Source organism: Streptomyces sp. NPDC013157 (assembly GCF_042899865.1).
Classification (GTDB): Bacteria; Actinomycetota; Actinomycetes; order Streptomycetales; family Streptomycetaceae; genus Streptomyces.
On sequence record NZ_JBIBAK010000009.1, the window covers coordinates 12439 to 35006 of the forward strand.

Sequence of the window (22568 nt, forward strand, 5' to 3'; positions counted from 1 at the left end):
ATCGCTGACGTTCGTCGGTTCCACCCATGCGGGGGCGGTTGCCGCAGGGCCTGCTCACGGAGCCGGACCGATTCGATGCACGGCTCCGGGACACCAGCCGATCACCGTGGTGTTCGTGCACGGAGCGTGGGCGGACTCCTCCAGCTGGAACGGCGAACTCGCGGAACTGCAGCGCGCGGGATGCGCGGTACGCGCGGCGGACAACCCGGTCGAGAACCTCACCACCGACTCCGAGAAGGTCGCCGCCTTCGTGCGCACCATCCCCGGCCCGGTGCTGCTGGTCGGCCACTCCTACGGCGGGGCGGTGATCAGCAACGTCGCGGCAGAGGTCGACAACGTCGTGGGGCTCGTCTACGTCGACGCCGCCGCGCCGGCCGTCGGGGAGCCGCTGAGCGCGCTGGACGGGAGCACCTCGGTGATCGCCACGAAGCCCGCCTCCGAGCTCTTCGAGCAGGTTCCCGGGACACCGGACGGGAACACGAACCTGCTTCTCACACAGGACGCTTTCGTGAACTACTTCGGCAACGACCTGCCGAAGGCGCAGGCACGCCGGCTGTGGGCCTCCCAGACCATGGCCGCGACCCCGGCCATCGACACGCCTTCACGCTACGCCGCATGGCAGACCCTGCCGTCCTGGTACTTCATCTCCACCGGAGACCAGATCATCACTGCGGAGTCCGAACTCGCCATGGCACGTCGCGCACACTCGCACGTGACCGTCTTCCACGGCGGCTCCCACCTCACCCTCGTCTCGCATCCCAAGGCAGTGACGGCAGTAGTCGGCAAGGCGCTGTCGACATTGCTCGCCGCTGGCCGCTGACAGCTCTCCCGCGGTAGCGCGCAGAGGCAGCTCATGGCAGTGTCCGGTCCGCCCCTTCACTCGGATGAGCAGGTAGGGACCACAATCCCCTTACCACTGACTGCGCATAGTGATGCGGCGGACCGGAGCACTGTGGGCGGGTGCGCACCTGCGGCCGCTCGGGAAATGACCAGCACAGCAGTCCCGGGCGGCGACCAGATCGTGGGAGGCGGGTCGGGCAGCCCAAGCGTGGCCGCCGACGGGACGTGACCGCCACCGAGCGGGCGTTTGTCCACCCTGGTCGCCGACCGGGCACTGGCACCGTCTTCCAGGCGCACCGTCGTCGAGCAGATCACGAACGATGCGCACCGACGACGCGCGCAGATCGGCCGATGCGCCCGGTCCGACGGCCTGGAGAAGCAGGTGTTCGACGAGGTCGGCCGCCCTGCTCTCCCCCCCTCCGATCCGCGTCGCCGTGAACACCGACGCGCACCGGACGACGCTGACTTCCTGCGGGTCACCGGTCTGACCGAGCTCCCGACAAGACCTCCCGCTCGCCAAGCCGCAGATTCTCGCGCCGAAACAGACGGCCGCCGTCCAATACGCACCCCTCTGCCCCTGACGGCACCAGCGTCCGGAGAAACGCCCTGCAGGCCACCGAATCACATCGAGCCCGCGGTGCCCGCCGCAACTGGATCTGGACAGGCCAGAAACGGCATCACTTGAAGAAGCCAGTGACAGGCCTCACTTGTGGGTTCCGAACTTTGTCCCCGAAGAATGCATCAGAGACTCATAGAACATGGTGCCATTTTCAGCGAACTCGGCCGGGATGGAGTCAGGCGAATGATGTTTCGGAAGGCGAAGGCCTCGTATGCCGCACACCACGAAGTGCTCGTCCGCGCCCTTTACGATGCGCACGGCAAGGCCTTACTCGCCTACGCCAAGCGGCTGACAAACGACCAGTTGACTGCCGAGCAGATCACCCAGGAGACGCTGGTCCGTGCCTGGCGGCAAACCGAGCTCGCGGCCCTCCACAGCCGATCCCTGCGCGGTCGTCTCCTCACCATGGCACGGAATATCATCGCGGAACGCCACTCAGCGGAGGACACGAGTCCACTCCAGACCCCTCATGCGTCACGGCGGGCGGTGCCGTCTGTCTCCCGATGACACTTCAGGCAGGCTCGGCCGACAGCCGGATATGCGCATGCGGGGAGTGAGTGACGGTTGTCCGCCCTTCGGCATCTGCCGAGACCGGTCACGAAGGTGCGCAGGGCGGCCAGGTCTCCGCCCTGGACCGGCTGCCGGGATCCGACGGGAGTATCCGCCTCGACACCTGGAATGCTCAGCTCACGAGACAATCTGCTGGACGGCCGGCGAAGGGTATGGGCCCGATCAGCCGATCTCCGAGTCTGAAGTACCGTCACCGGCTGAGGTTGACCGCGACCGCGGTCACGACGTGTTGGACGTGAGCCTTGTTTTCGCGGCGGTAGCGGTACTGGCGCATGCCGTGGCCGTTGATGGGAGAGCGATTCCTGGGTCTGCCGTTCGGTCCGCGACGCGGACTGGACGTCGTAGAGATCGCGCGGTAATAAGGAGACCTTGCGGGCGTCGGTGCGGGTACAGGCAGCCTTCACCGGGGACTGCCGGCAGTCGTCCGGGGCAAACTCGACATTGACGTAGGGCGCAAGGGACAGCGGTGCCTACCAGCGGCGGTTCACCTTGCCCTGCGGGCAGGTGACCTGCTTGGCATTCCAGTCGATGGCAAGGGCTTCGCGACAGACCGTTGAGGTGGTCGCGCCCGCCGGGCGACCAACCTGCACGCCGCCCGCCTGAGCAGGGAAAACGAAGCGTCTATCCGACGCGATTGTCGTGATCAGCGGCTCCGGATTCCAAGATCCCCGACAGCGTCAGGCACTGAGCAGCCCTGCCGAGGTTGAAAAGAGATCCAGGTTGAAAAAGGCTCAATTAGCCGCTGCAAGGCCTACGCCAGCCGCGACTGATGATAACCAGTCTGCCGATTAGCGGCTTGCGGAGAACCAACTTGCTGATAGCCAGCCCGCGGATAACCGGCTTGCCAATAACCGGTTCGGTAGTCGGACCTGGGCGCGCTGTTCGGTACTGGCCGATACGCCGACGCGGCAGATATCGAGATGGCATTTCTTGGGTGCCACCTAGCAGCGCTACCAGGATGTACAGGATTCATATGGGCCGCCGCGGTGTGAGCCGCCATGGGCGCAGGAGCCGGGCGTAGCCGCGCCGGCGCAGAAAAGACGTTACTCAAGGCGGTCCTTTTGCTTTCTGCATCAGCCAAGCGTTCGCGCGGCCAGAACTCTGTCGAAAACCGTAGCGTATTTTCAGCTCCACTCTGAAGTCCAGGGCTGCGCAATAATCTCGCGCGATATCACAGCGTCATTCTCATTGTCAGTCCACTCGACCAATGGACGCATGTCGTTCGAATCCAGATATCGCATGAGTAGAACTGCTTTTCTCCACTCGCCTGACCGGGGGTCCTTCATCTGGACCAATTCACCCCTCTTGAATCCGTGCGGATATTCCACTCCCTGATACTTGCACCACAGGAAATGATCTGTCTCCGACAGGCATAATGTTCCGTCGACCGGCATCGGCATTTCCTTCTCCTTCGCATGTGAGACACCCTCACCTACACTACGAAGTCCATCCGCGAGGAGTTCACTCGCGCAGGGGACTGACAGAATATGACTCGCGGGTGAGCGAGGTCTTTCAGAGGGCCCTGAACGGGTGACGGATTCGATGCCGATGACGGCTGCCATGTGGGCGTGAGCGGTACCCAGGGGAGATGCCGTACCCCGCCTTGTCCACGGACTCGTGCAAGGCCGCCGTCAAGTCGAGGACCTTGCCTGCCGCCGACGTCCGCTCGGTGGGCCACATATCCGACTGCGTCCAGGCCGCGGTGGCCGGACCGAATCAGAGCTGAAGATCACTGGATGAACGAGCGCGTTTGTGAAGTCAGGACGGCGCGGCCGAACACCATGGCCACTGCGCTCAACCCGGCTGGTGGCACATCGTCTTCGTGCCGGATGCCGAACATCGAAGCATGGGGGGCTGGCTCGGTTAGGAACGAGCCAATCCCCCGTTCACTGTTCGCAGCGCCGCTGGACAGTCGTCTGTCCACAGGGAGTAAGCGGCGGCGAACAGGTGCAACCGGCCGGAGCACACCTTGAACGCTCCGCGTCCGGTCTTCCGCCGTCAGGTGCGGCGGAAGACTTGATGCTTCCGTGGCCCGGGCCTGGCGGCACCGGGCCACGGCGGTGTTCTTCCGCGCCACGAACGCCGAAGACCCCGGACGCCGGGGGACGCTGTCTTCACGTCGGGGGAAACGCTGCAGACAAGCAATCCGGCGTCTACCTCGTACTACGGGGCAGATGCGCGAGAAGTTCTCTGCCACGGGATGTTTTTCGATCCGTGCGGAACACGTCCTGGAGCACGGCCGGCCACGGTGGGTTCGGGACTTCCCGGAGCCCGCCGAACCTGCGTCGTCCTTGTCGGCTCGCCCTGCTGCTCATCCGCTCCGTGATCACCGCGTGGTTCCCCAGCGTGACGCCGGAGGAACATCATCTGCGTCGCGAGGCGGAGTTCGGGAGGTCAGGAAGGGGTGACCGATACGAACTTCTTACCCTGGTCGTTCTCGACCACGACTTCCTTGACCTGTTGCGGATCGATCGCGGCCGCGCCGTCCAGTCCTCCCTTACCGGCCGGCGGAAGTGTCGAAGCCCCGTCCTTTTCGGGGACCACCCAGCTCAGGGCCGTCTCCCGGTGCCCGTCTGTTGAGACCACGACGATCCGGCACCGTTCGCCTGCGGGCACCCCGAGTACAGCGGCGTTGACCTTGACGTAGTCCTGGGACGGAGTGAGCTGTATCCGCATGGACGCCTTCGTGGTGGAGTCCCTGGCGGACGCAACCCGCACACCGGCCGTGTTCGAAGTCGGCGGCGGGGCCGCCGCACTTGCCGTCGAACCGCTGCTCCCCACCATGAAACCGCCGAAGAAAAGCGCGGCCGCGGACGCGGCGACCCCCACACCCACGGCAACGAATCTGTGACGCCAAGCGCTGGCCTGCTCGGCGCGGACCTGCCGAAGGGTGCGCTGGAGAAGTAGTTCGCCGTCTTCGGGGGGACCTTCCAGGAACGCCTCGGGCGGCACTTCTCCGAGGGCCGCTTCCATCTCCTGCAATGCCGTGAGTTCCATCCGGCATTCCTCGCAGTCAACAAGGTGTTCGTCCAGTGCCAGGCGCTCGTCGATGCCGACGATGCCCAGCACGTACGCGCCGATTTTCTCGCCGCTCGGATGCTGTCGTGTGCTCATGCCGCCCCCACCTTTCGAGAGGTCAGGCCGTTGTCCGCGCCCGTGTTGGCGTTGCCGCCGTAGAGCTTGCGCAACGCCTTCAGCGCGTGGTGGGCCCGCGACTTGACGGTACCCTCCGGTATGCCCAGGCGTCCGGCCGCTTCCGCTGCTGTCCGGCCCCGATAGTAGATCTCGACCAGGACCTCGCGGTGCTCGGCCTTGAGCTGCTGCAGTGCTTCCAGCACGACTACCGAGTTGACGACTTTCTCAGCGTGGTCCTCAAGCAAGGGGGCCGGCGAGGCGGACTCGGCCACCTCACTGGGTCTCGCCGCCTTCGCCCGGTAGCGGTCGGTGGCGATGTTCCGGGCCACCGTGAGCAGCCAACCGCGCAGGGAGCCCTGCGGGTTGCTGATGACCTCCGGATGTTTCCACGCCCGGATCAGCGTCTCTTGCACAATGTCCTCCGCGGCTGCGCGGTCGCCGGTCAGTCGTGTCGCGTATGCCAACAAGGCGTTGCCGTGTTCCGCATACAGCGTGCGAATCAGGGCTTCATGGGTCGTGGCCTGTGGGCCATGAGACCTGAGGATCGCCATCTAGTCACTCCATCCCCGGGGGTTCACACGTCATACGCGGCACCGGATGAGGTCAGGTCTAATGGCGGTCAGTGATGTAGATCACATAAATTGAGCCGTCGATTGGGCTCCCCGGAAGGTCGAGGGTGGGTCGCTTCCGGGTGAGGGCCGCCTCGGCGATGCAGCTGGGCCCGAGGCCGAGACGAGCGAGCGCGATGAGCCGACCGGCAGCGAGCAGCGGAAGTTGCAGCGGGGGGACGGGGGAGACGGGCCGTAGCCACTTCTGGCGCTGCCCGGCGCGAGCGGCCGGTCGGCGTTGTGCCCCTCGCCGGTCGCAGCCGTTCCGTGTGAAGTGGCCGGGACAGCGCAACGCCGAACCCACAGCTGGATCACGATCGGCGGGCCGTCGACTGCGCTGCCGGGCACTGGGCACGCATGGGGTCCAGCCAAGGTGAGCTCAAAAGCCGCCACGGGATGATCTTGATCTTCTCGGCCTTGTCGCACTGGACGTGATCACGCGGGCGCGTGTGGCGCCTCTGTATGGGCTGGGCTTGTCGAGTGGGGTGGGGATGACCTCGATCGAGCGGACAGCGTATCCGCGGTTCAAACGGCTGATCACCGCGGGTGAGCTGCATGTGTTCTTCACGCCCAGCGAGGAGGAGCGGGCCTGGATTGAGGAGGTCACGGACTCCGACGAGCATCAGCTCGCGCTGCTGGTGGCTCTGAAGTCGTATCAACGGATGGGCTGCTTCCCCAAGGCGCACGACGTGCCGGACCAGGTGGTGGAGTTCGTGCGCCGGGCGGTGGAGCTGCCGGAGAGCACGCTGTCGGTGTATGCCTCTGGCCGCACGGCGGAGCGGTACCGGTCGTGGGTGCGTGAGCGGTGCGGGGTGCGCTACGACGGCCAGGCCGCCCGCAGGCTCGCGGAGGAGACGATGCGGGTGGCTGCGGCGTCGAAGAACAATCCGGCTGATCTGATCAACGTCGCGCTGGAGAAGCTGGTCGAGGCCAACTTGGAGATACCGCGGGTACCGGGATCCGTACAGTGGCCGCGCACGTGCCCGCTTGCGCCCCCGGTGAGCGGCCTGGCCGGATTTCTTGGCCTTCACCCCCGGTGTCGGCTGCGAGTGACCCTAACGAGCATGCCGGGTCGGCTGGGTCGCCCGTTCCAGGGCCCACGGTCAGGGCGCCTGCCTCTCGTAGATGTCGTGGCCCAAGGCCAGAAGCAGAGGCGAGGTGTCGTCCGGGGGCGCGGGGAAGTCGGCCACGGCAAGGTCGACCTGCTCTTCGCAGCCTCTCCGCGCGCACTCGCAGGAGAAGGGCAGCACGACATCCGACGTGTCCCCGAACGCCCGCGCCCACGAGCGGGTGAAAAAGGTCTGGTACTGAACGACGAAGGCACGGTTGGCGTAGCGGAGAAGCTGCCGCCGGTCCGACTGGCTTGTCGCCACCGGCCCGTGAGCGAGCACGTCGGCGAAGTGTCCTTCGACCTCCGTGACGACGTGCTCCAGACCGCACGAACCGTCGACCACCACGACCCGCCCCCCGAATTGCCTCACTCCGCCACGATCACTTGGCCCAGGTGCTGGTAGAACTCCCGCACGCCGGGGTACAGGTCACGCTCGTCGAGCCGGTCACGCTGCAGCTCTGGCGTCGGCACGAGCCATAGGGCCGGGCCGCTGCCAACCACCTCTGGCGTGATGGGTGTGCCCTCGGCAATCGTCAACGGCGCAGCAGGCAATGCCCGGAGGTCGTCTTGGACCATGGGGCCGCGCACGTGGTGCAAGGACATCGCGAGCCGGTCCTCCACGGGCGCTGACCAGCGGTCCGAGACCGGCATCTCCTCGTACCGGATCGCGGCTGGATGACCCGCGGCAATCGCCCGGTCGCGGTGTTCCCAGGTGTGAGTGTCGGCGTTGTACCAGCGCAGTCCGTGGCGCCGGGCGAGCAACCGGGCGACCTTGGTCTTGCCCACGCCAGGCGGCCCGCCCAGCCACATCACGGATTCCAGACTGTTCGTCACCTGCCGCTCCTGGAAGTGTCGGGCGAGGCCGTCGGCTGCCATCGCCAGCCAGCGACATGCAGCGTCTCCGCACGATCGATGACGATCTCCTGGCGCAGTCTCTTCTCCTCCTCGTCGTGGTAGGCCGCGGTGACGGTGTGCTGCCCGGGGTGCTTGCGGTAGAGCTCGCCCGGCTCGGGCTGCATCCATCCCCGGCTAACCGCCTCGCAGAACAGGAGGAGGGCGGCATCCTCGAAGGCCGGGATCGCGGGCCAGCCGCCCACTAGACGCACAAGGTCCGTACGGGCGGTCAACGTGGTACCCATCACCGGCAGTTCACCGCGCCTGGCACCGTCCAGGAGCGCCCGCTCCGGCAACAGCCCCGGGCCCGGGTCGTACGGACCTCGTTCCAGATGACCGTCAGCGTGGAGATCCAGGCACGGAGCAACCGTCCAGCCATAAGCCGGATTGGCCTCCAGAATCTCGATGTCGCGGGAGAGGGTCATCTGATCGGGCAGCAGATCGTCACAGTCGACGCAGCGCAGCAGCATTCCGGTGGCACGCGCCAACCCCAGCGTGCGGGCCTGTGCGGCGCCACCCCAGCGGCCGGCACCCTTGGAGATCCACGGTGCGTCCGGAACGGTTTCCAGCGGCCTACCCGTCCGCCCGTCCTCCTGCACCACCCACTCAAGCCGCCAGCCGGCAGGCAGCTTCTGCGCGCGCAGGCACTCGTATAGTTCGCATATATAGGCGCACCCGCTCTCGTGCACGGGCGTCAGAACAGTGATCGTAGGCATCAGAAAGCACAACGCGGACAAGGGGTGACTGGTTCAGCGGACAGCAGGATGCGAAGGGCGTGCCCGTCCCGGAGATCGCCAAGAAGCTGACCATCAAGACGGGCAAGAACGCAGGCCAACATCCCCCCGTCGCCTCCGTCTACCGGGCGCTCGCCGAAGCGGAGGAGACCGACGCACCGGCCGGGCCGGAGAGCGTCGCCCCGCGTCGGCCCACGAGGGTGGACCTCACCGGCCCCGGCAGCGGCACCGACCCCGAGCTGATGGACCGCCTCCAGCGGCAGGTCCTCGGCGGCGCCACCGACGAAGTGACGGTCACGCTCGTTGAGCAGACCGAGGACGGGACGGACGACGTCGTGGCGGCGCTGCTGGCGCAGGCCCGGCGCGAAGGGGAGGACACGTGATCCGGACACTGCACCGCACGAAGGGGCCGGGCGTGCTCGGAGCCGAAGGCCCCGGCCACAGCGGACCGTTCGGCCGTTGGCCCGAAGACAGTGAGGACCAGGACCCGGGCGAGCCCACCAGTAGGCCGATGCCTACCGCATCCTGACCAACCACCTACCTCGAGATCATCCCGTGGCGGCTTTTGGGCTCACCTTGGCTGGGCCCCGCATCCGTGGCTCCGGCACCGAAAGCGGTCCAGGACCACGGTTCACGCGCCGCAGGCACCGACACTCCTGAAGAGCCGGCTGTCGCTGAGTCGAAGCTCCGTTCCGGGTGGGCTCACACGGGGATGGAAGGGACCACCCGAAACGGCTCTTCACCCCATCATCACGTGTGTAGGCGCCGAACCGTTCACGTCGGATCACCCCGTCCCAGAAGTGCGCCTCTGACCTGGCATGATGCGCCAGAAGAAAGAGTCCGAGCGGACACACGTCGTAGGCGGTCGGCAGCCCGCACAACTAGCGAAGACCGGGCCGAGAACGCCGTCTGTCCAAGCTCGTTCACATACTTCACGCGAATGCCGGCGCCCCTGACTTCCCGTCACCACCGATAGAGAGACAAGGCCCCACGAAGCATCCACTCGACAGGAAGTCGCTCCCGCTACGGTCTCGGTCAGAACGTGTCGAGCGCACCTCTGAGACCGCGAGAACGGAAGCCCATGGGACCCGAATCCGAGCAGCGCCCCCGTCCTGCCGCTGATACCGAGCGGGCCGCCATGCCCCGGTCCTCTCCGCGCGGAGCACATGCCCGATATCTCGTTCGACCCAAGCACGGGCCGATCCTGGCCCGGCTGTACCTGCCCCCACAGAATGGCGGGAATCAGCTGCACTCGATGCGAGAGTGGGATTTCGGGCCGTTCTCCTACATCCGCAGCCTGCGGTTGGGGCCTGCAGCGGACCATCACGGTTTCCGCTGCCATGCGCGCGGCGGGCATGTGGGCAGCCTTCTCCACGCCACCCATTACTCGGACGAATTCTCCGGCGTCTCGGGCGGCGTCCCGGACAACGGTTCCGTGGTCGCACATTTCATCCGCTCGGGCTGGGCACGATTCGAGAACGAGACGACGTCCGTCACCCTCCGGCCCGGGCAAGTGGTGTTCAGGGACACTACGAAGCCCTGGCGATTCTGGTTCGGTCCAGCGACCAGGTCACGCACCGTGGTCGTGCCACTGGACCAACTCGTCCGCCACGCGGTGGTGCCGGGGAAACTGCCTGAGATCGTCGTGACGGACGCCCGTCTCGCCGAGGTCAGGCTGCTCACCGGGTTCCTGGATCTGGCAAGGGGTTTCGGGGACGACGCCCTTTCCCCTCTCGGGCGCAGCATCACCCAGGACGTTGGAATCCAGTTGCTGGCCGGCGCGATGGGCGCCGCACGGGCCGCCGATGCCGGCGAACACTCGAACGTGGTACTGGCTGCGGCCCGCCGGTTTATCGCCGAGCATCTCGACGACCCGAACCTCGCCCCGGCCGTGATCGCTCAGGGGGTGCATCTGTCGGTGCGGAGCCTGCACCGGGCGTTCGAAGACGCCGATGACTCCGTCATGGTGTATGTGCGTCGTCAACGCCTACGGCGGGCACGCATTGACCTGATGGCACCCGGCGAACGGGTGGCTGACGTCGCCGCGCGTTGGAGATTTTCGGACACGAGTCATTTCATCCGGCATTTCAAGGCGGCCTACGGCATCACACCAGCGGCGTTCATCAAGGAGAGGGGCCGACTCGGCGGCGGTACGGCGGCGAACGGTGCGGTTTCAGATCGTCGCAGCCTTGCGGAGTGACGATGGGGCGGTAGGCGGGAAGCCTCAGCAGGGCCTGAACGAGGAGATCCTGTCGTTCCAGTTCAGGACGCTGCCGCCCTTGATGAAGGTCACCTTCGTGAGGTCGCCCGCGGAATCCCCGGCGGGGAACACCACGTAGGAGCCCCCATAGTTGGTGTCCTCGTAGAAGCACATCTTGACGGGGACGGACTGGATCGACGATATCGCGTCGTTCCAGGAGCCGACGCCGACGGCGCTCGTCTTCAGATTGGAGATCGTGGTGGGTACATTCGCGCAATTCCCGTAGCCCGTGTCCCTGCAGACAGTGATGGCAGTGGCCGCACCGGCGGAGCCCGGAACAGCGAGGGTGATACCGGCAGCCATGACTCCGATTCCAGCCAGGGCAGACAATGTCGTCTTGATCTGCATTCTTCTTCCTTCGGTACTTGGTCTGTTGCCGCATCCGGATCGTAGAACTGATCCTTCGTTGCGCAGTGCCAGCTTGAATAGAATGCCGACGCCGCAACGTGGAACGTAGGTGCCTCAGTTCTCCACGACACCCTCTGACCGAGCTTCTACGGTATTGCTCACAGCGCCGTCCGACGCCACTCCGCAGATCAGTTGAATTACCGACACAATGGTCCGGGTCGGAAAAGTGCCATTTCCCCGCCAACCCGGCGGCGCTTGCGCTGAGCTCAGCCAGAGCAGGCCGGGCTGCAGACGAGTTCGGGCCGCACGCCGGGTTCAGTACGGGACGTGGCGCAGCGGACGTCCTTGGCCTTTGAGGATGCCCCGTTTGCTGCGCACGCGAATCGACCCGCATTCGACCCCACCGACTTGAGCACCACCGGCACTCCACGTTGACCTGCGCACATATCCATGCGAGGGAACCAAGGGTTGTACCAGCGGTTGTACGCGTACTCGTGCCCGGGGTGCGGTTCGACCATGGTGATGAGGGCGTGGCCCGGCCGGACGCCGTACGGCCCCACGGCGGCGAGTTCCGCGTACACCTGACTGCGCGTGTCGTTCTCCGTGTGCGTCGAGTCGCCTGTCATGACTCCGGTCTAGCTGACTCGGCGTCAGATTACGAGAGGGCGGCCGGGCCGGTCGACGTTGTGAAGATATTGTTTAACTAGCGTGAAATTGACGGGCGTTGTCGGCGCTGGCGAGAATGCGGATCACCTCGCTGTGACCAGAGCGAGTGCAGTGACGCGGGGTTGGGCCACGCCGTCTTCCGTTGGCCTGCGCACACCCCTCACGCACGTCCACCTCCCACACCTAGTTTCCGCAAGGGCACACCGTGACGCGCTTCTCACGCTCCAGAACGTCGGCCACCCTCGCCGCGACGGCCTTCCTCGCCGCCGCGCCCCTCGCCGGGGCCACGACCGCGAGCGCCACCACCGCGAGTGACTGCCAGACGGCCACCGTGCAGTACCGCATCGTCGACGCCGACGGAAACCCGGTCGGCGCCGACTGGACCTCCCAGGGCGGCTTCCACCAGTGGGACTCCGCCCCCGGCACGGTCGAGGTGCGCCTGGCCCCCGGGCAGAACGTCGGCGCCGGCTGCACGTACCCGGTGTCGCTGGCCGAGTACACCACCGAGGGCTCCAACTGGTACACCTCCGGCCACCAGACGCTCGTCGACCACGCCACCGTGTACCTCACCGCCGACGACGTCGCGGGCGGCGACGACGCCAAGCAGACCTGGCAGAAGCTGGCCGTGAAGAGCCCCGACTGCTACGGACAGATCGACCTGTACGGCGACGACGTCGTCTACGACGGCAAGTCGGGGGACGGGCACGGCCCCGCACCCTACGAACCCGGCAACGTCGTCACCCCGTACCACCTCATAGCCGCCTGGAACGGCGGCGACAAGGCGTGCACCCCCGACCAGCCGGAATCCCCCACGCCCTCCGCGTCGACACCGGCCAGCCAGCCGCCCGCCCCGGAGACCTCCGCGCCATCCACCCCGACGCCCTCCACCCCCGCGTCCTCCACCCCGCCGGCCTCCTCCTCCACCCCGCCCACCACGTCCCACGTGCCCCCGATGAAGACGCCGCCGCCCACCACCCCGGCACCCTCGCCCAGTACCAGTACCCCGCCGCTGGCCGAGACCGGTGCCAGTTCCTCGACACCTCTGATCGCCGGCGGCGCCGCCCTGGTGATCGCGCTCGGCGCCGGCACGCTCTTCGCCACCCGCCGGGCCCGCAAGTCCTGAGCCGCCCCGTAAGGCCGTGACCATCCGCCGGCTCCGCCCCCAGGGCGGAGCCGGCGCCGTTTTCCGGTCCGCCGTCCCTCCCCCCTTCCACCCTCCCGCACCCACCCCTACCCTGACGGACCGTCAGACACAGTGGGCGAACCGGAGGTCATCGATGTCGCTGCTCACAGGCAAGACCGTCGTCGTCTCGGGAGTCGGCGCCGGACTCGGACATCAGGTCGCGGCGGCCGTCGTACGGGACGGCGGGAACGCGGTACTGGGTGCGCGGACCGAGGCGAACCTCGCGAAGAGCGCGGCCGGGATCGATCCGGAGGGCACCCGGACCACGTACCGGCCCACCGACATCACCGACGAGAGCCAGTGCGAGGCGCTGGCCGCGCTGGCCCGGGAGCGGTTCGGCGGGATCGACGCGGTGATCCATGTCGCCGCCTGGGACTCCTACTTCGGCGGGGTCGAGGACGCGGACTTCGCGAGCTGGGCGTCGGTGATCGACGTGAACCTGCTGGGGACGCTGCGGATGACCCGGGCATGCCTGCCGGGGCTCAAGGAGGGGGGCGGCGCGGTCGTCTTCATCGGCACCCAGTCCGCCGTCGCCGCGCCCACCCAGGTGAAGCAGGCCGCGTACGCCGCCTCCAAGGGTGCGCTGACCAGCGCGATGTACTCGCTGGCGCGGGAGCTGGGGCCGTACCGGATCCGGGTCAACACCGTACTGCCGGGCTGGATGTGGGGGCCGCCGGTGCAGGCGTACGTCCAGTTCACCGCGCACACGGAAGGGGTGCCGGAGGACGAGGTGCTGGGCCGGCTGACCGGGCGGATGGCACTGCCCGAACTGGCGACGGACGGGGACGTGGCGGACGCGGCGGTGTTCCTGGCCTCGGATCGGGCGCGGGCCGTCACGGGCCAGTCGCTGCTGGTCAACGCGGGGGAGCTGATGCGCTGAGGGACTGGTTCCAGCCACTCCCACTGTTCATACTCATGAATCAAGGTCAGGAAGACGAACGATTTTACTCTCCCTTGACCTTACGCCCGCTTGTCGTGCCCGCGTAACGGAACCCACGATGAGCGGGCACTTCGCGGCCTTCCCCGTTCCCACTCCGCTTATGCGAAGTGCCAGCCAGCTGAGCGGAGTTCAGTAGGCGGACCCTGGAAGGGGGGCGCATGAACGGGCTCGACTGGGCCGTGCTCATCGGCTACTTCGGTGTGATGGTCGCGATCGGCGTCTGGTCGCACAAACGCGTGGACAACGTCAGTGACTTCTTCACCGCGGGCGGCAAGATGCCGTGGTGGCTGTCCGGCATCTCGCACCACATGTCGGGCTACAGCGCGGTGATGTTCACCGGGTACGCGGGCATCGCCTACACCTACGGCGTGACCTCGTTCGTCACCTGGTCCTTCCCGATCGCCCTCGGCATCGCGATCGGCTCGAAACTCTTCGCGCCGCGCATCAACCGCCTCCGCTCCCGCCTGCACGTGGCGTCCCCGCTCGAATACCTGAAGAACCGCTACAACCTCTCCACCCAGCAGGCGCTGGCCTGGTCCGGCATGCTGCTGAAGATCGTGGACGTGGCGGCGAAGTGGGCGGCGATCGCGACCCTGCTCTCCGTCTTCACCGGGGTGACCCTGAACCAGGGCATCCTCATCACCGGCGCGATCACCGCCGTCTACTGCACGATCGGCGGCCTGTGGGCGGACGCGCTCACGGAACTCGGCCAGTTCGCCATCCAGTTGCTGGCCGGCATCTCGATGTTCGTCGCCGTCGTCCTCAAGCTGAACGACAAGGGCATCGGCATCTTCGACGCCTTCGACCAGCCGGCCCTGCACGGCCACGACAAGCCGCTGGTCGGCCCCTACGGCACGGTCTTCCTGCTCGCCTTCCTCTTCATCAAGCTCTTCGAGTACAACGGCGGCATGCTCAACCAGGCCCAGCGCTACATGGCGACGGGCAGCCCGAAGGAGGCCGAGCGCGGCGCCCGCCTGTCCGCCGCCCTCTGGCTGGTCTGGCCGGTGGTCCTGTTCTTCCCCATGTGGATGTCGCCGCTCCTGGTCCACGCCCAGAAGCCGGACGGCTCCGACTCCTACGGCCTGATGACCGAACAGCTCCTGCCGCACGGTCTGCTGGGCCTGGTCATCGTCGGCTTCTTCTCCCACACGATGGCGATGTGCTCCTCCGACGCCAACGCCATCGCGGCCGTCTTCACCCGTGACGTGGCCCCGGTCCTCTCGCAGCGGGCGCGGGCCTGGGACCAGCGCTCGGGCCTGATCGCGGCCCGCATCACCACGGTCGTCTTCCTCGGCCTGTCCATGACGGTGGCCACCCAGGTCAACTCCCCCACCTTCAAGGACATCATCACCATCGTCATCAAGTGGGTGGCCGGCCTGATGGGCCCGATCGCGATCCCGATGATGCTGGGCCTGCTCCGCCCCTTCCGCCGCTCCGGCCCGACGGCCGCGCTCACCAGCTGGGCGGCGGGCCTGCTCGCCTTCTGGCTGGTCAACTACCCGATCAACTGGAACGTCGACGGCGGGGTCCCGCTCCAGTACCAGGTCTCGGTCCCGCTGGCCGTCTCCCTGGTCCTCTACATCCTCATCGGCTACCTGAAGCCGGAGGACACCCCGGAACGCCTGGCCATCATCGAGACCGTGAACACGGACGGGGACGGCGCGGCTGCCACCGCGGTGCCCGCCGGGGCCGGAGCGGGAGCCGGGGAGGGCGTGCCGGCACCGTAGGGGTACCGACGGAGGGCTCAGCCGCCCCGCGGATACCGCGCGAGCCACCCTGGAGCAGCACCCGCCGGGTTGTGCAGGGCCGGCCCCTGGGTCATCTCCATCGCGAAGTCGTCGGCGAGTTCGAGGACGGTCTGGCGGCCCTCCAGTTCGGCCACCCAGGCCGGCGGGAGGGCCGTCTCGCCGTGCAGGGCGCCGAGGAGGCCGCCGGTGAGGGCACCCGCGACGGCGGAGGGCCCGGCCTGGTTGACGGCGAGAGACAGCCCGTGCCGTACGTCCTCCCCCACCAGCGCGCAGTACACGGCCGCGGCCAGCATCCCGTCCGCCGCCCCGTCCCCGGTCAGCTCCTCGACCCGGGCCGGGGAGGGCATCCCCTGCCGTACGGCACCGAGCGCGTGCTGCAACGCGTCCGACACGGGCTGGTGCCCCGGCCGGGCGGCGAGCAGGGCGAGGGCCTGCTGGACCGACCCGTCGAGGGACTGGCCGCGCGCCAGTCCGTGCACGATCACCGCGTACGCACCGGCCGACAGACAGGCGGTCGGATGCCCGTGCGTCTGCGCCGAGCACTCCACGGCGAGCTGCACGACGAGCTGCGGCTCCCACCCGACGAGCAGCCCGAACGGCGCCGACCGCGCGACGGCCTCGGGCCCCATGTCATCCGGGTTCTTCGGCGCCTCCAGCGTCCCCATCCGCTCGTCCCCGAGCCCGAGCAGCAGCGACCGGGTCGGCTCCCGCCGCGCGTAGAGCCACTCCTCCCGCGCCAGCCACCCGTCCTCCGTCCGCCGCTCGTCCGGCCCCCAGTCCCGCTGGGTGGCCGCCCACCGCAGATAGGCCCGGTGCAGGTCGGTGGGCGGATGCCAGGCTCCGGTGTCCCTCCTCACCTGGGCCCTTATCAACCCGTCCACGGTGAAGAGAGTCAGCTGCGTGTGATGAGTGACGGTCCCGCGCCGCCCGTACCCGAACCCGAGATCGACCAGCCCCTCGGGCCCGTAGGCGGCCCGTATCTCCTCCAGCGTCAGCCCGTCCACCGGCCCGCCGAGCGCGTCCCCCACGGCCGTACCGAGGAGCGTCCCGCGCACCCGGCTCCGGAAGTCCTGCTGCTCGACACGGCCCCAGACGGCACCCGACGTCACACTCACCACCACGACCTCCTCACGGGCACCGTCCGTACATACGAGCGCACTGCACTGTAATCGACCGGGAACGGTCCGTTCAGGGGACAGTTAGGTATGCGAAGTGTGGGTTGTGTGGTCCCTAGTGGACGGTTTTCGGCCAGGCCAGATCGGACGAAGAGGTGACGCTGCGGCGACCCATCGGGGGGAGACTGGTGCTGCGGCAACAACTCGACCACCTGTTGGAAGTCGGCAAGTTGAGGCACGTCACGATCCAGGCGATGCCCACGGACCGCGAGGACCACGCGGGTATGGGCGGCTCGCTCCAGCTGGTGAAGCTCCGGGACGGCAAGACACTGCTGGGAGAACAGGCATGACCCCCACCGCGCTGAACTGGTTCAAGAGCAGCTACAGCAGCAACGACGGCCCCGAGTGCGTGGAAGTGGCCATATCCCCCGCCGACACCACCGTCCACGTCCGCGACTCCAAGGACAAGGAGGGCGCCCGCCTCGCCTTCGGGGAGTTCTCGTGGGCGGCTTTCGTCTGCGGTGTCCCTACACGTCCCCGCGCATGACCCGTTTGAGCTCGGCCAGACCTTCGCGGTAGGGCTGCATCGCCTCCTGGTACTCCTCGGACTCGGCGTCGAAGTCGCGGGTGGCGAGGGTGTCCCTCACCTGACGCAGCTGCTGCAGCACCGCTCGGGCGGCCACGGCCACCGGCTCGGACGCGATGATCTCCAGTTCGCTCAGCAACGACTTCGGGTCCGCGTGCTGGGGATCGTTGTGGAACGCTTGGTGAACGGCGAAGTCCCGACGTCCGCGCGACCCGGGCTGGAAGGCGGCGATGGTCATGCGGCTGTGGGTCCGCTCAAGGGCGTTGAGGTAGCGGACGTAGGTGCTGCGCCGGTGCTCGTCGCGACGGTGTGCGGCCTCGCGGCGGGAGCGGACCGAGTCGGTCATGAGCGTCGCGGCGATTCCGGACATCGCGCCGAGGACGGCGACCGCCAGCGTCCCCCACTGCTGCATACCGGCAGGGTACGGGCGCCCAGAAGGCGGGGTCCAGACTGCGCATCTTCCGTGTCCGGAAGGCGAGTTCAGGCATCTCCCATGCGCTGCCGGACCGCGGTCCGGTGGTCCAGGGCCCAGGGATACTCCGGGTTGAGCGCAAGGGCGCGGTCCAGGTCCGCGAGGGCCTCCTCGTGGCGGCCGAGGTTGGACAGGGACACGCCCCGGCTCGCGTAGGCCGACGCGTAGCCGGGGTCGAGTTCGAGGGCGCGGTCGTAGTCGGCCAGGGCCTCCTCGTCGCGGCCGTTGACGCGCAGCGCGTCGCCGCGTTCGCAGCGGCCCCAGGCCCAGTCGGGTTGCAGGGCGAGGGCGCGGTCGAGGTCGGCGAGGCGGCGGGGCTGGTCGCCGAGGCCGCGCCAGACGCGGGCGCGGCGGGCGAGGGCCCAGGCGTAGTCCGGCTTGAGTGCCAGCGCGCGGTCGAAGTCGGCGAGGGCGGCGTCGAGGTCGCCGTGGCGTTCGTGGGCGGCGCCTCGGGAGGCCCAGGCGAACTCGCTGGTGGGGTTGCGGACGATGCCCTCGCTCAGGTCGGCGACCGCCGCGTCGTGGTGGCGGGCCAGCCGGTGGTGCTCGCCGCGGAGGATGACGTTCCACGGGTTGTCCGGCTCCAGTTCGAGCACCCGGTCGAGGTCGGCGAGCGCGCCCCCGTAGTCGCCCGCTGCGCCCCGGGTGACGGCCCGGCCGCGGTGAGCCCGCACCAGGGAAGGGTCCAGGGCGAGGGCGCGGTCGTAGTCCTCCAGGGCCCGCTCGTGGTCGCCGTCCCGGGCGAGCGCGTCGGCGCGCAGCGCCCAGGCCGTCGCCCGCCACGGCTCGTCGCCGCGGGCGCGGCCGAGCAGCAGCCGGAGCAGTCCGGCGAGCCCGCCCCCGGCGAGCGCCCCGGAGAGGTCGCCGCCCCAGGGCCGTACGGCCTCGGCGTCGGCGTCCTCGCCCGCCTCGGTCAGGAGCCGCACCCAGGGCCGTACGGCGTCGTCGCCGTAGGCGCAGGCGGCGACGACATCGGCCAGAGCCCCGGAGAGCGCGGCGCGGGGTCTCGCGCACAGCAGGTGGTACGACTCGCCCAGCCGGAGTGCCCGCCAGCCCTCGTCCGCCCACAGCTCCTCCGGACGCAGGTCGGCCTCGGTCTCCGTGCGCCGCCTGCCGTACGACTCGGCGAGCCGGGTGTGCCGCTCGGCCCAGCCCTGAGGTGAGCGCAGTCGCTGGAGCCGGAGCATCGGCGCCCGTACGACGTCGTGGTACTGCAGCCGCCCCCCGCGCTCGCTGACGAACGGCATGCCCCGCAGCCATGCGAAGAGCGCGCCCGCCTGGTCCTCGGGGCAGTCCACGGCGGAGCGGAAGACATCCTCGTCGAGCCGCCGGGGCAGCGCGCACGCCAGCGCGGCCGCTCTCCGTACCGGGTCCCGCTCCCATTTCAGGAACCGGTCGACCGCCGTGGCGCTCGGGTCCCCCACCTCCCCGGGGCCGACGGGCCCGGACTCGGCCAGCGTGGAGACGAGCACGGGCAGCCCGCCCGTCAGCCGCAGGACCTCGGCGACCACCGGTTCGTCCCGCACCCCCTTGTCCGCGAGAAGCCCCCGGGCCTCCTCCTCCGTGAACGGGCCGAGCGGCAGGTCCGCCCTGAAGTCCGCGAAGCTGCCCCAGCGGGCCGTGTCGAAGGAGTGCTGGCCGGAGGTGACCACGACGACGTTGGCGGGGAGCGCGCCGTACCGGTCCGTGGTCATCACGTCGTGCAGCCAGGGGTCGAGGAACGGGCCGGTGCGCTCGTAGGTGTCGAGGAGCAGGACGATCCAGGGCACGGCGTCGGCCACGGCCGCCAGCTCCGTCAGGAGTACCGGGGTGAGCACCCGCTCGGGGGACAGCACCAGTTGGGCGTCCTCCTGGCTGCGGAACCGGGCCCGGAGCCGGTCGGCGCCCTGGGCGAGGCGGTCCGTGTCGAGGGCGACGGCGAAGGCACCGGCCACCGGGACCATCCCGAGCCCGACCTGCGCGGCCCGTGCCACGGCCAGGCTCCCCGCCGACGGCCCCTCCCGTTCCTCAGGGCCGCCCATCGCCAGGGCGGCCTCCGCCTCGTGCCGCCGTTCCCGGTGCGCGGCCAGCAGCCGCTCCAGCTCCCTGAACCGCCGCCCCTGCACGGCGAACTGACGTGCCATCACCGTCAGTGCCTCGGGCACGCCGGCCACGCCCTCGTCGACGTACGCGGTCAGCGCCCCGGCCTCCCGGGCGATCTGCTCCAACTCCCTTACCAGGCGGCTCTTCCCGACGCCGGCAATGCCGTGCACATGGAACAGGAACCGGTGCCGCTCGTCCTCCGGCGCCAGTTGGAGGTTGCGCCGGAACGCGGCCCGCTCCTCGGTCCGGCCGACGAACCCGGCCCTGCGGCGCCGCCCGATCAGCTCCTGCATCGACGGCCGTGTCGGCCCCATCCGTGCCTCCCCCGCAGTCGGCCCACGGTGAGTCTGGCAGAGACCGCTGGGCCCGGACGAAGCCGCCTGGATCACTGGCTGGTTCTGCCCTCTTGCCGAAGGCTTCCGATGACTCCTATTTTTTGAGCGACTGCTCAAACCGATCGTACGACGGTGCCGGGAGGGTCACCTCCCTCCTGGACGTCTTCAGACGAAAGAAGACGGCATGACCAGCGACAGACGTGCCTGGCTGCTCTTCGCGGGATGGTTTCTGACCGGAGCCTGCTACCTGCTCGCCCTCCTCACCGTGCTGTCGGTCGGGATCTTCGTCCTGCCGATCGCCGTGGCGGGCACGGTCGTACTGGCCACGCGCCGGGACGGCTCCCGGGGTCTGCCCGGCCTGCTGTCCGGTGCGAGCCTGCCGCTGTTCCTGCTCGCCTACCTCAACCGGCACGGCCCCGGCACCTACTGCACCGCCTCGGCCGGCGGCAGCAGTTGCACCGAGGGCCTGCTCGACCCGTGGCTGCTGCTGGCCGTCGGCCTGCTCGTCCTCGGCGCCGGACCCGCGCTGTTGCTCACGATCCGACGGCGGCCGGTGCACGGCTCCGCGCCGAGCCCCTCCCGGTAGCGGAGTCACCTGACATGCTGCACGCATGTCGACACCGACCCCGCAGCCGCATGCGTCCGTCGAGGCTCCCGGCCCCTCCGTCAACGGCCTGCGCCTGCGAGCGCGTCGGGTGAGCCGGGAGGTCCGTGACGGCGGACGGATACTGAACGACATATCCGTCGATGTCGCCCCGGGGCAGCTCACGGTGATCGCCGGGAGCAGCGGTGCGGGCAAGACCGTGCTGTTGCAGACGCTGGCCGGACTGAGCGCGCCGAGCGGCGGCGACGTGCTGCACGACGGGGCGCCCCCCGGGCCGCCCGGGCCGGACTTCGGGTTCGTCCCGCAGGAGGACATCATCCACCGCGAACTGCCGCTGCGCCGCACTCTGGTGTACGCGGCGGGTCTGCGGATGGCTCCGGGAACGCCGGCCGGGACCGTGCTGGAGACCGTCGACCGGGTACTGGTCACGCTCGGTCTGGCGGAGCGGGCGGAGACCCCCGTGCGCGCGCTGAGCGGCGGCGAACGCAAACGGGCCAGTATCGCGGTCGAGTTGCTCACCCGGCCCCGGGTGCTCTTCCTCGACGAGCCGACGTCCGGGCTCGACCCGGTCACCGGCGCGGCCCTGCTGCGCACCCTGCGGGCACTCGCCGAGGACGGCACCACCGTCGTGCTGACCACGCATGTCCTCGCCGATCTGCTCCGCGCCGACCAGGTCGTGTTCCTCTCCGCCGGTGGCGAGGTCGCGTACGCGGGCGACCCGGCCGCCCTGTTCGAGGCCTTCGGGGTCGGCACCGCGGAGGAGGTGTACGAGGCGGTGGCGGGCGGCGCACGCGTCGAACGGTCCGGAGGCGGCGACACCCCGGGGATTCCTGATGCCGTGTCACCGGCCGGGCGACCGAGGCGGGTCGGCGTCCTGCGCCAGTGGGCGCTGCTGACCCGGCGCGGTACCGCGCTGATGCTGCACAACCGGCTCTCGGTCGCCGTCCTCACGGGCTCGCCGGTGATGATCGTGGCGATGTTCGCGGTGCTGTTCCGGGCCGGCGCGTTCGATCCGGCGGCACCGGATCCGGGCTCCTCGGCGATGATCATGTTCTGGATCGCGTTCGGCGCGTTCTTCTTCGGGCTGACGTACGGCCTGCTCCAGATCTGCACCGAGCTGCCGGTCCTGCGCCGTGAGTGGCTCGCGGGGCTGCGGATCGGGCCCTACGTCGCCTCGAAGCTGACGACCATGCTGCCGGTGCTCGCGGTCGCGGACGGGCTGTTGCTGGTGGTGCTGCGTGCCCTCGACCGGCTGCCCGCGACGGGCTGGGACACGTACGGATCGCTGTTCGTGTCGAGCGTGCTGGCCTCGGCCGCCGCCCTCGCGCTGGGGCTGCTCGCGTCGGCGGCGGTGTCGGAGCCGGGGCAGGCCACGCTGATGCTGCCGTTGCTCTGCTTCCCCCAGGTGCTGTTCTCGGGCGCCTTCGTGCCCGTGCCCCGGATGACGGTGGCCGGGAAGGCGATCAGCTGGGCGATGACCAACCGGTGGGCGTTCGAGGCGCTGGGCAGCGGGGTGGGTCTCGAGTCGCTGTGGCGGGCGGGCGGCTCGCGGCTCGGTCCGCCGCTGCTGGCGTCTTACGGGGATTCGTTCGGGCATCCGGCGAGCCGCGGGTGGGTGATCCTGGCGGGCTTCACACTGGTGTTCCTGGCCTGGACGTGGGTGGTTCTGGCCCGCAAGTGCCGGGACGGGGCGGCGCGGAGCCGGGCGGGGCGGTGAT

At 68.9% G+C, this 22568-nt stretch carries 19 protein-coding genes and 1 pseudogene; 12 read left to right on the forward strand and 8 right to left on the reverse strand.

Going from position 1 to position 22568, the window contains the following annotated elements; all coding sequences use genetic code 11:
* The first annotated feature begins 115 nt into the window (after window positions 1–115).
* Together ACFY6U_RS25620 and ACFY6U_RS25625 are read left to right on the forward strand one after the other, a co-directional pair.
* On the forward strand, window positions 116–820 hold the full coding sequence (locus tag ACFY6U_RS25620; protein ID WP_390041813.1) for an alpha/beta hydrolase: 705 nt from the start codon (window positions 116–118) through the stop codon (window positions 818–820).
* Window positions 821–1642: 822 nt separating this feature from the next.
* On the forward strand, window positions 1643–1966 hold the full coding sequence (locus tag ACFY6U_RS25625) for a sigma factor (RefSeq protein ID WP_390041815.1): 324 nt from the start codon (window positions 1643–1645) through the stop codon (window positions 1964–1966).
* Window positions 1967–4423: 2457 nt separating this feature from the next.
* On the opposite strand, the gene ACFY6U_RS25630 is transcribed toward ACFY6U_RS25625, so the two are convergent.
* Both ACFY6U_RS25630 and ACFY6U_RS25635 read right to left on the reverse strand, forming a co-directional pair.
* Window positions 4424–5143, reverse strand: coding sequence for a zf-HC2 domain-containing protein (locus ACFY6U_RS25630; RefSeq protein ID WP_360248908.1), 720 nt, complete (start codon window positions 5141–5143; stop codon window positions 4424–4426).
* Window positions 5140–5715: a sigma-70 family RNA polymerase sigma factor gene (locus ACFY6U_RS25635; RefSeq protein ID WP_360248911.1), complete on the reverse strand. Its 576-nt coding sequence runs from the start codon at window positions 5713–5715 to the stop codon at window positions 5140–5142. Before ACFY6U_RS25635 ends, ACFY6U_RS25630 begins: the two co-directional genes overlap by 4 nt.
* Window positions 5716–6263: 548 nt before the next feature.
* On the opposite strand from ACFY6U_RS25635, the gene ACFY6U_RS25640 reads away from it, so the two are divergent.
* The gene (locus tag ACFY6U_RS25640; RefSeq protein WP_390041817.1) at window positions 6264–7286 is read left to right on the forward strand and encodes a DUF4158 domain-containing protein; all 1023 of its coding nucleotides are present in this window, start codon (window positions 6264–6266) and stop codon (window positions 7284–7286) included.
* On the opposite strand, the gene ACFY6U_RS25645 is transcribed toward ACFY6U_RS25640, so the two are convergent.
* Window positions 7250–7717: a hypothetical protein gene (locus tag ACFY6U_RS25645; protein WP_390041818.1), complete on the reverse strand. Its 468-nt coding sequence runs from the start codon at window positions 7715–7717 to the stop codon at window positions 7250–7252. The two genes, ACFY6U_RS25640 and ACFY6U_RS25645, sit on opposite strands and share 37 nt — an antisense overlap.
* Window positions 7714–8466, reverse strand: coding sequence for a GltA (locus ACFY6U_RS25650; protein ID WP_390041820.1), 753 nt, complete (start codon window positions 8464–8466; stop codon window positions 7714–7716). Before ACFY6U_RS25650 ends, ACFY6U_RS25645 begins: the two co-directional genes overlap by 4 nt.
* An 86-nt stretch (window positions 8467–8552) precedes the next feature.
* Between ACFY6U_RS25650 and ACFY6U_RS25655 the strand changes: the two genes are divergently transcribed.
* Window positions 8553–8894 (forward strand): hypothetical protein, encoded by a 342-nt coding sequence (locus tag ACFY6U_RS25655; protein WP_390041822.1) that lies wholly within the window; start codon window positions 8553–8555, stop codon window positions 8892–8894.
* Between the two features lie 872 nt (window positions 8895–9766).
* Complete coding sequence (locus ACFY6U_RS25660) at window positions 9767–10711, forward strand: helix-turn-helix domain-containing protein (protein WP_390041824.1); 945 nt, start codon at window positions 9767–9769, stop codon at window positions 10709–10711.
* A 24-nt stretch (window positions 10712–10735) separates the two neighbouring features.
* On the opposite strand, the gene ACFY6U_RS25665 is transcribed toward ACFY6U_RS25660, so the two are convergent.
* Window positions 10736–11119 carry a peptidase inhibitor family I36 protein gene (locus tag ACFY6U_RS25665; RefSeq protein ID WP_390041826.1) on the reverse strand — a complete coding sequence of 128 codons (384 nt, stop codon included), beginning with the start codon at window positions 11117–11119 and terminating at the stop codon, window positions 10736–10738.
* An 871-nt stretch (window positions 11120–11990) separates the two neighbouring features.
* On the opposite strand from ACFY6U_RS25665, the gene ACFY6U_RS25670 reads away from it, so the two are divergent.
* From ACFY6U_RS25670 to ACFY6U_RS25680, 3 genes are all read left to right on the forward strand, one after another.
* On the forward strand, window positions 11991–12908 hold the full coding sequence (locus tag ACFY6U_RS25670) for an LAETG motif-containing sortase-dependent surface protein (RefSeq protein WP_390041828.1): 918 nt from the start codon (window positions 11991–11993) through the stop codon (window positions 12906–12908).
* A 154-nt stretch (window positions 12909–13062) separates the two neighbouring features.
* Window positions 13063–13848 (forward strand): SDR family oxidoreductase, encoded by a 786-nt coding sequence (locus ACFY6U_RS25675; protein WP_390041830.1) that lies wholly within the window; start codon window positions 13063–13065, stop codon window positions 13846–13848.
* Window positions 13849–14066: 218 nt separating this feature from the next.
* Complete coding sequence (locus ACFY6U_RS25680; protein ID WP_390041832.1) at window positions 14067–15635, forward strand: sodium:solute symporter family protein; 1569 nt, start codon at window positions 14067–14069, stop codon at window positions 15633–15635.
* Window positions 15636–15652: 17 nt separating this feature from the next.
* On the opposite strand, the gene ACFY6U_RS25685 is transcribed toward ACFY6U_RS25680, so the two are convergent.
* Window positions 15653–16771: an ADP-ribosylglycohydrolase family protein gene (locus tag ACFY6U_RS25685; protein ID WP_390041834.1), complete on the reverse strand. Its 1119-nt coding sequence runs from the start codon at window positions 16769–16771 to the stop codon at window positions 15653–15655.
* A 149-nt stretch (window positions 16772–16920) separates the two neighbouring features.
* On the opposite strand from ACFY6U_RS25685, the pseudogene ACFY6U_RS25690 reads away from it, so the two are divergent.
* Window positions 16921–17094: pseudogene (locus ACFY6U_RS25690) on the forward strand (Scr1 family TA system antitoxin-like transcriptional regulator); the annotation flags it as partial.
* 23 nt (window positions 17095–17117) lie between these two features.
* Window positions 17118–17318: a DUF397 domain-containing protein gene (locus ACFY6U_RS25695; RefSeq protein ID WP_390041835.1), complete on the forward strand. Its 201-nt coding sequence runs from the start codon at window positions 17118–17120 to the stop codon at window positions 17316–17318.
* Here ACFY6U_RS25695 and ACFY6U_RS25700 read toward each other — a convergent pair.
* Both ACFY6U_RS25700 and ACFY6U_RS25705 read right to left on the reverse strand, forming a co-directional pair.
* The gene (locus ACFY6U_RS25700; protein ID WP_390041837.1) at window positions 17299–17769 is read right to left on the reverse strand and encodes a hypothetical protein; all 471 of its coding nucleotides are present in this window, start codon (window positions 17767–17769) and stop codon (window positions 17299–17301) included. The two genes, ACFY6U_RS25695 and ACFY6U_RS25700, sit on opposite strands and share 20 nt — an antisense overlap.
* A 68-nt stretch (window positions 17770–17837) precedes the next feature.
* Complete coding sequence (locus tag ACFY6U_RS25705) at window positions 17838–20225, reverse strand: tetratricopeptide repeat protein (protein ID WP_390041838.1); 2388 nt, start codon at window positions 20223–20225, stop codon at window positions 17838–17840.
* Window positions 20226–20430: 205 nt separating this feature from the next.
* Between ACFY6U_RS25705 and ACFY6U_RS25710 the strand changes: the two genes are divergently transcribed.
* The gene (locus ACFY6U_RS25710; RefSeq protein WP_390041840.1) at window positions 20431–20832 is read left to right on the forward strand and encodes a hypothetical protein; all 402 of its coding nucleotides are present in this window, start codon (window positions 20431–20433) and stop codon (window positions 20830–20832) included.
* 25 nt (window positions 20833–20857) lie between these two features.
* Entirely contained in the window at window positions 20858–22567 is a 1710-nt protein-coding gene (locus ACFY6U_RS25715; protein ID WP_390041842.1) for an ATP-binding cassette domain-containing protein, read from the forward strand.
* Window position 22568: the final 1 nt, after the last annotated feature.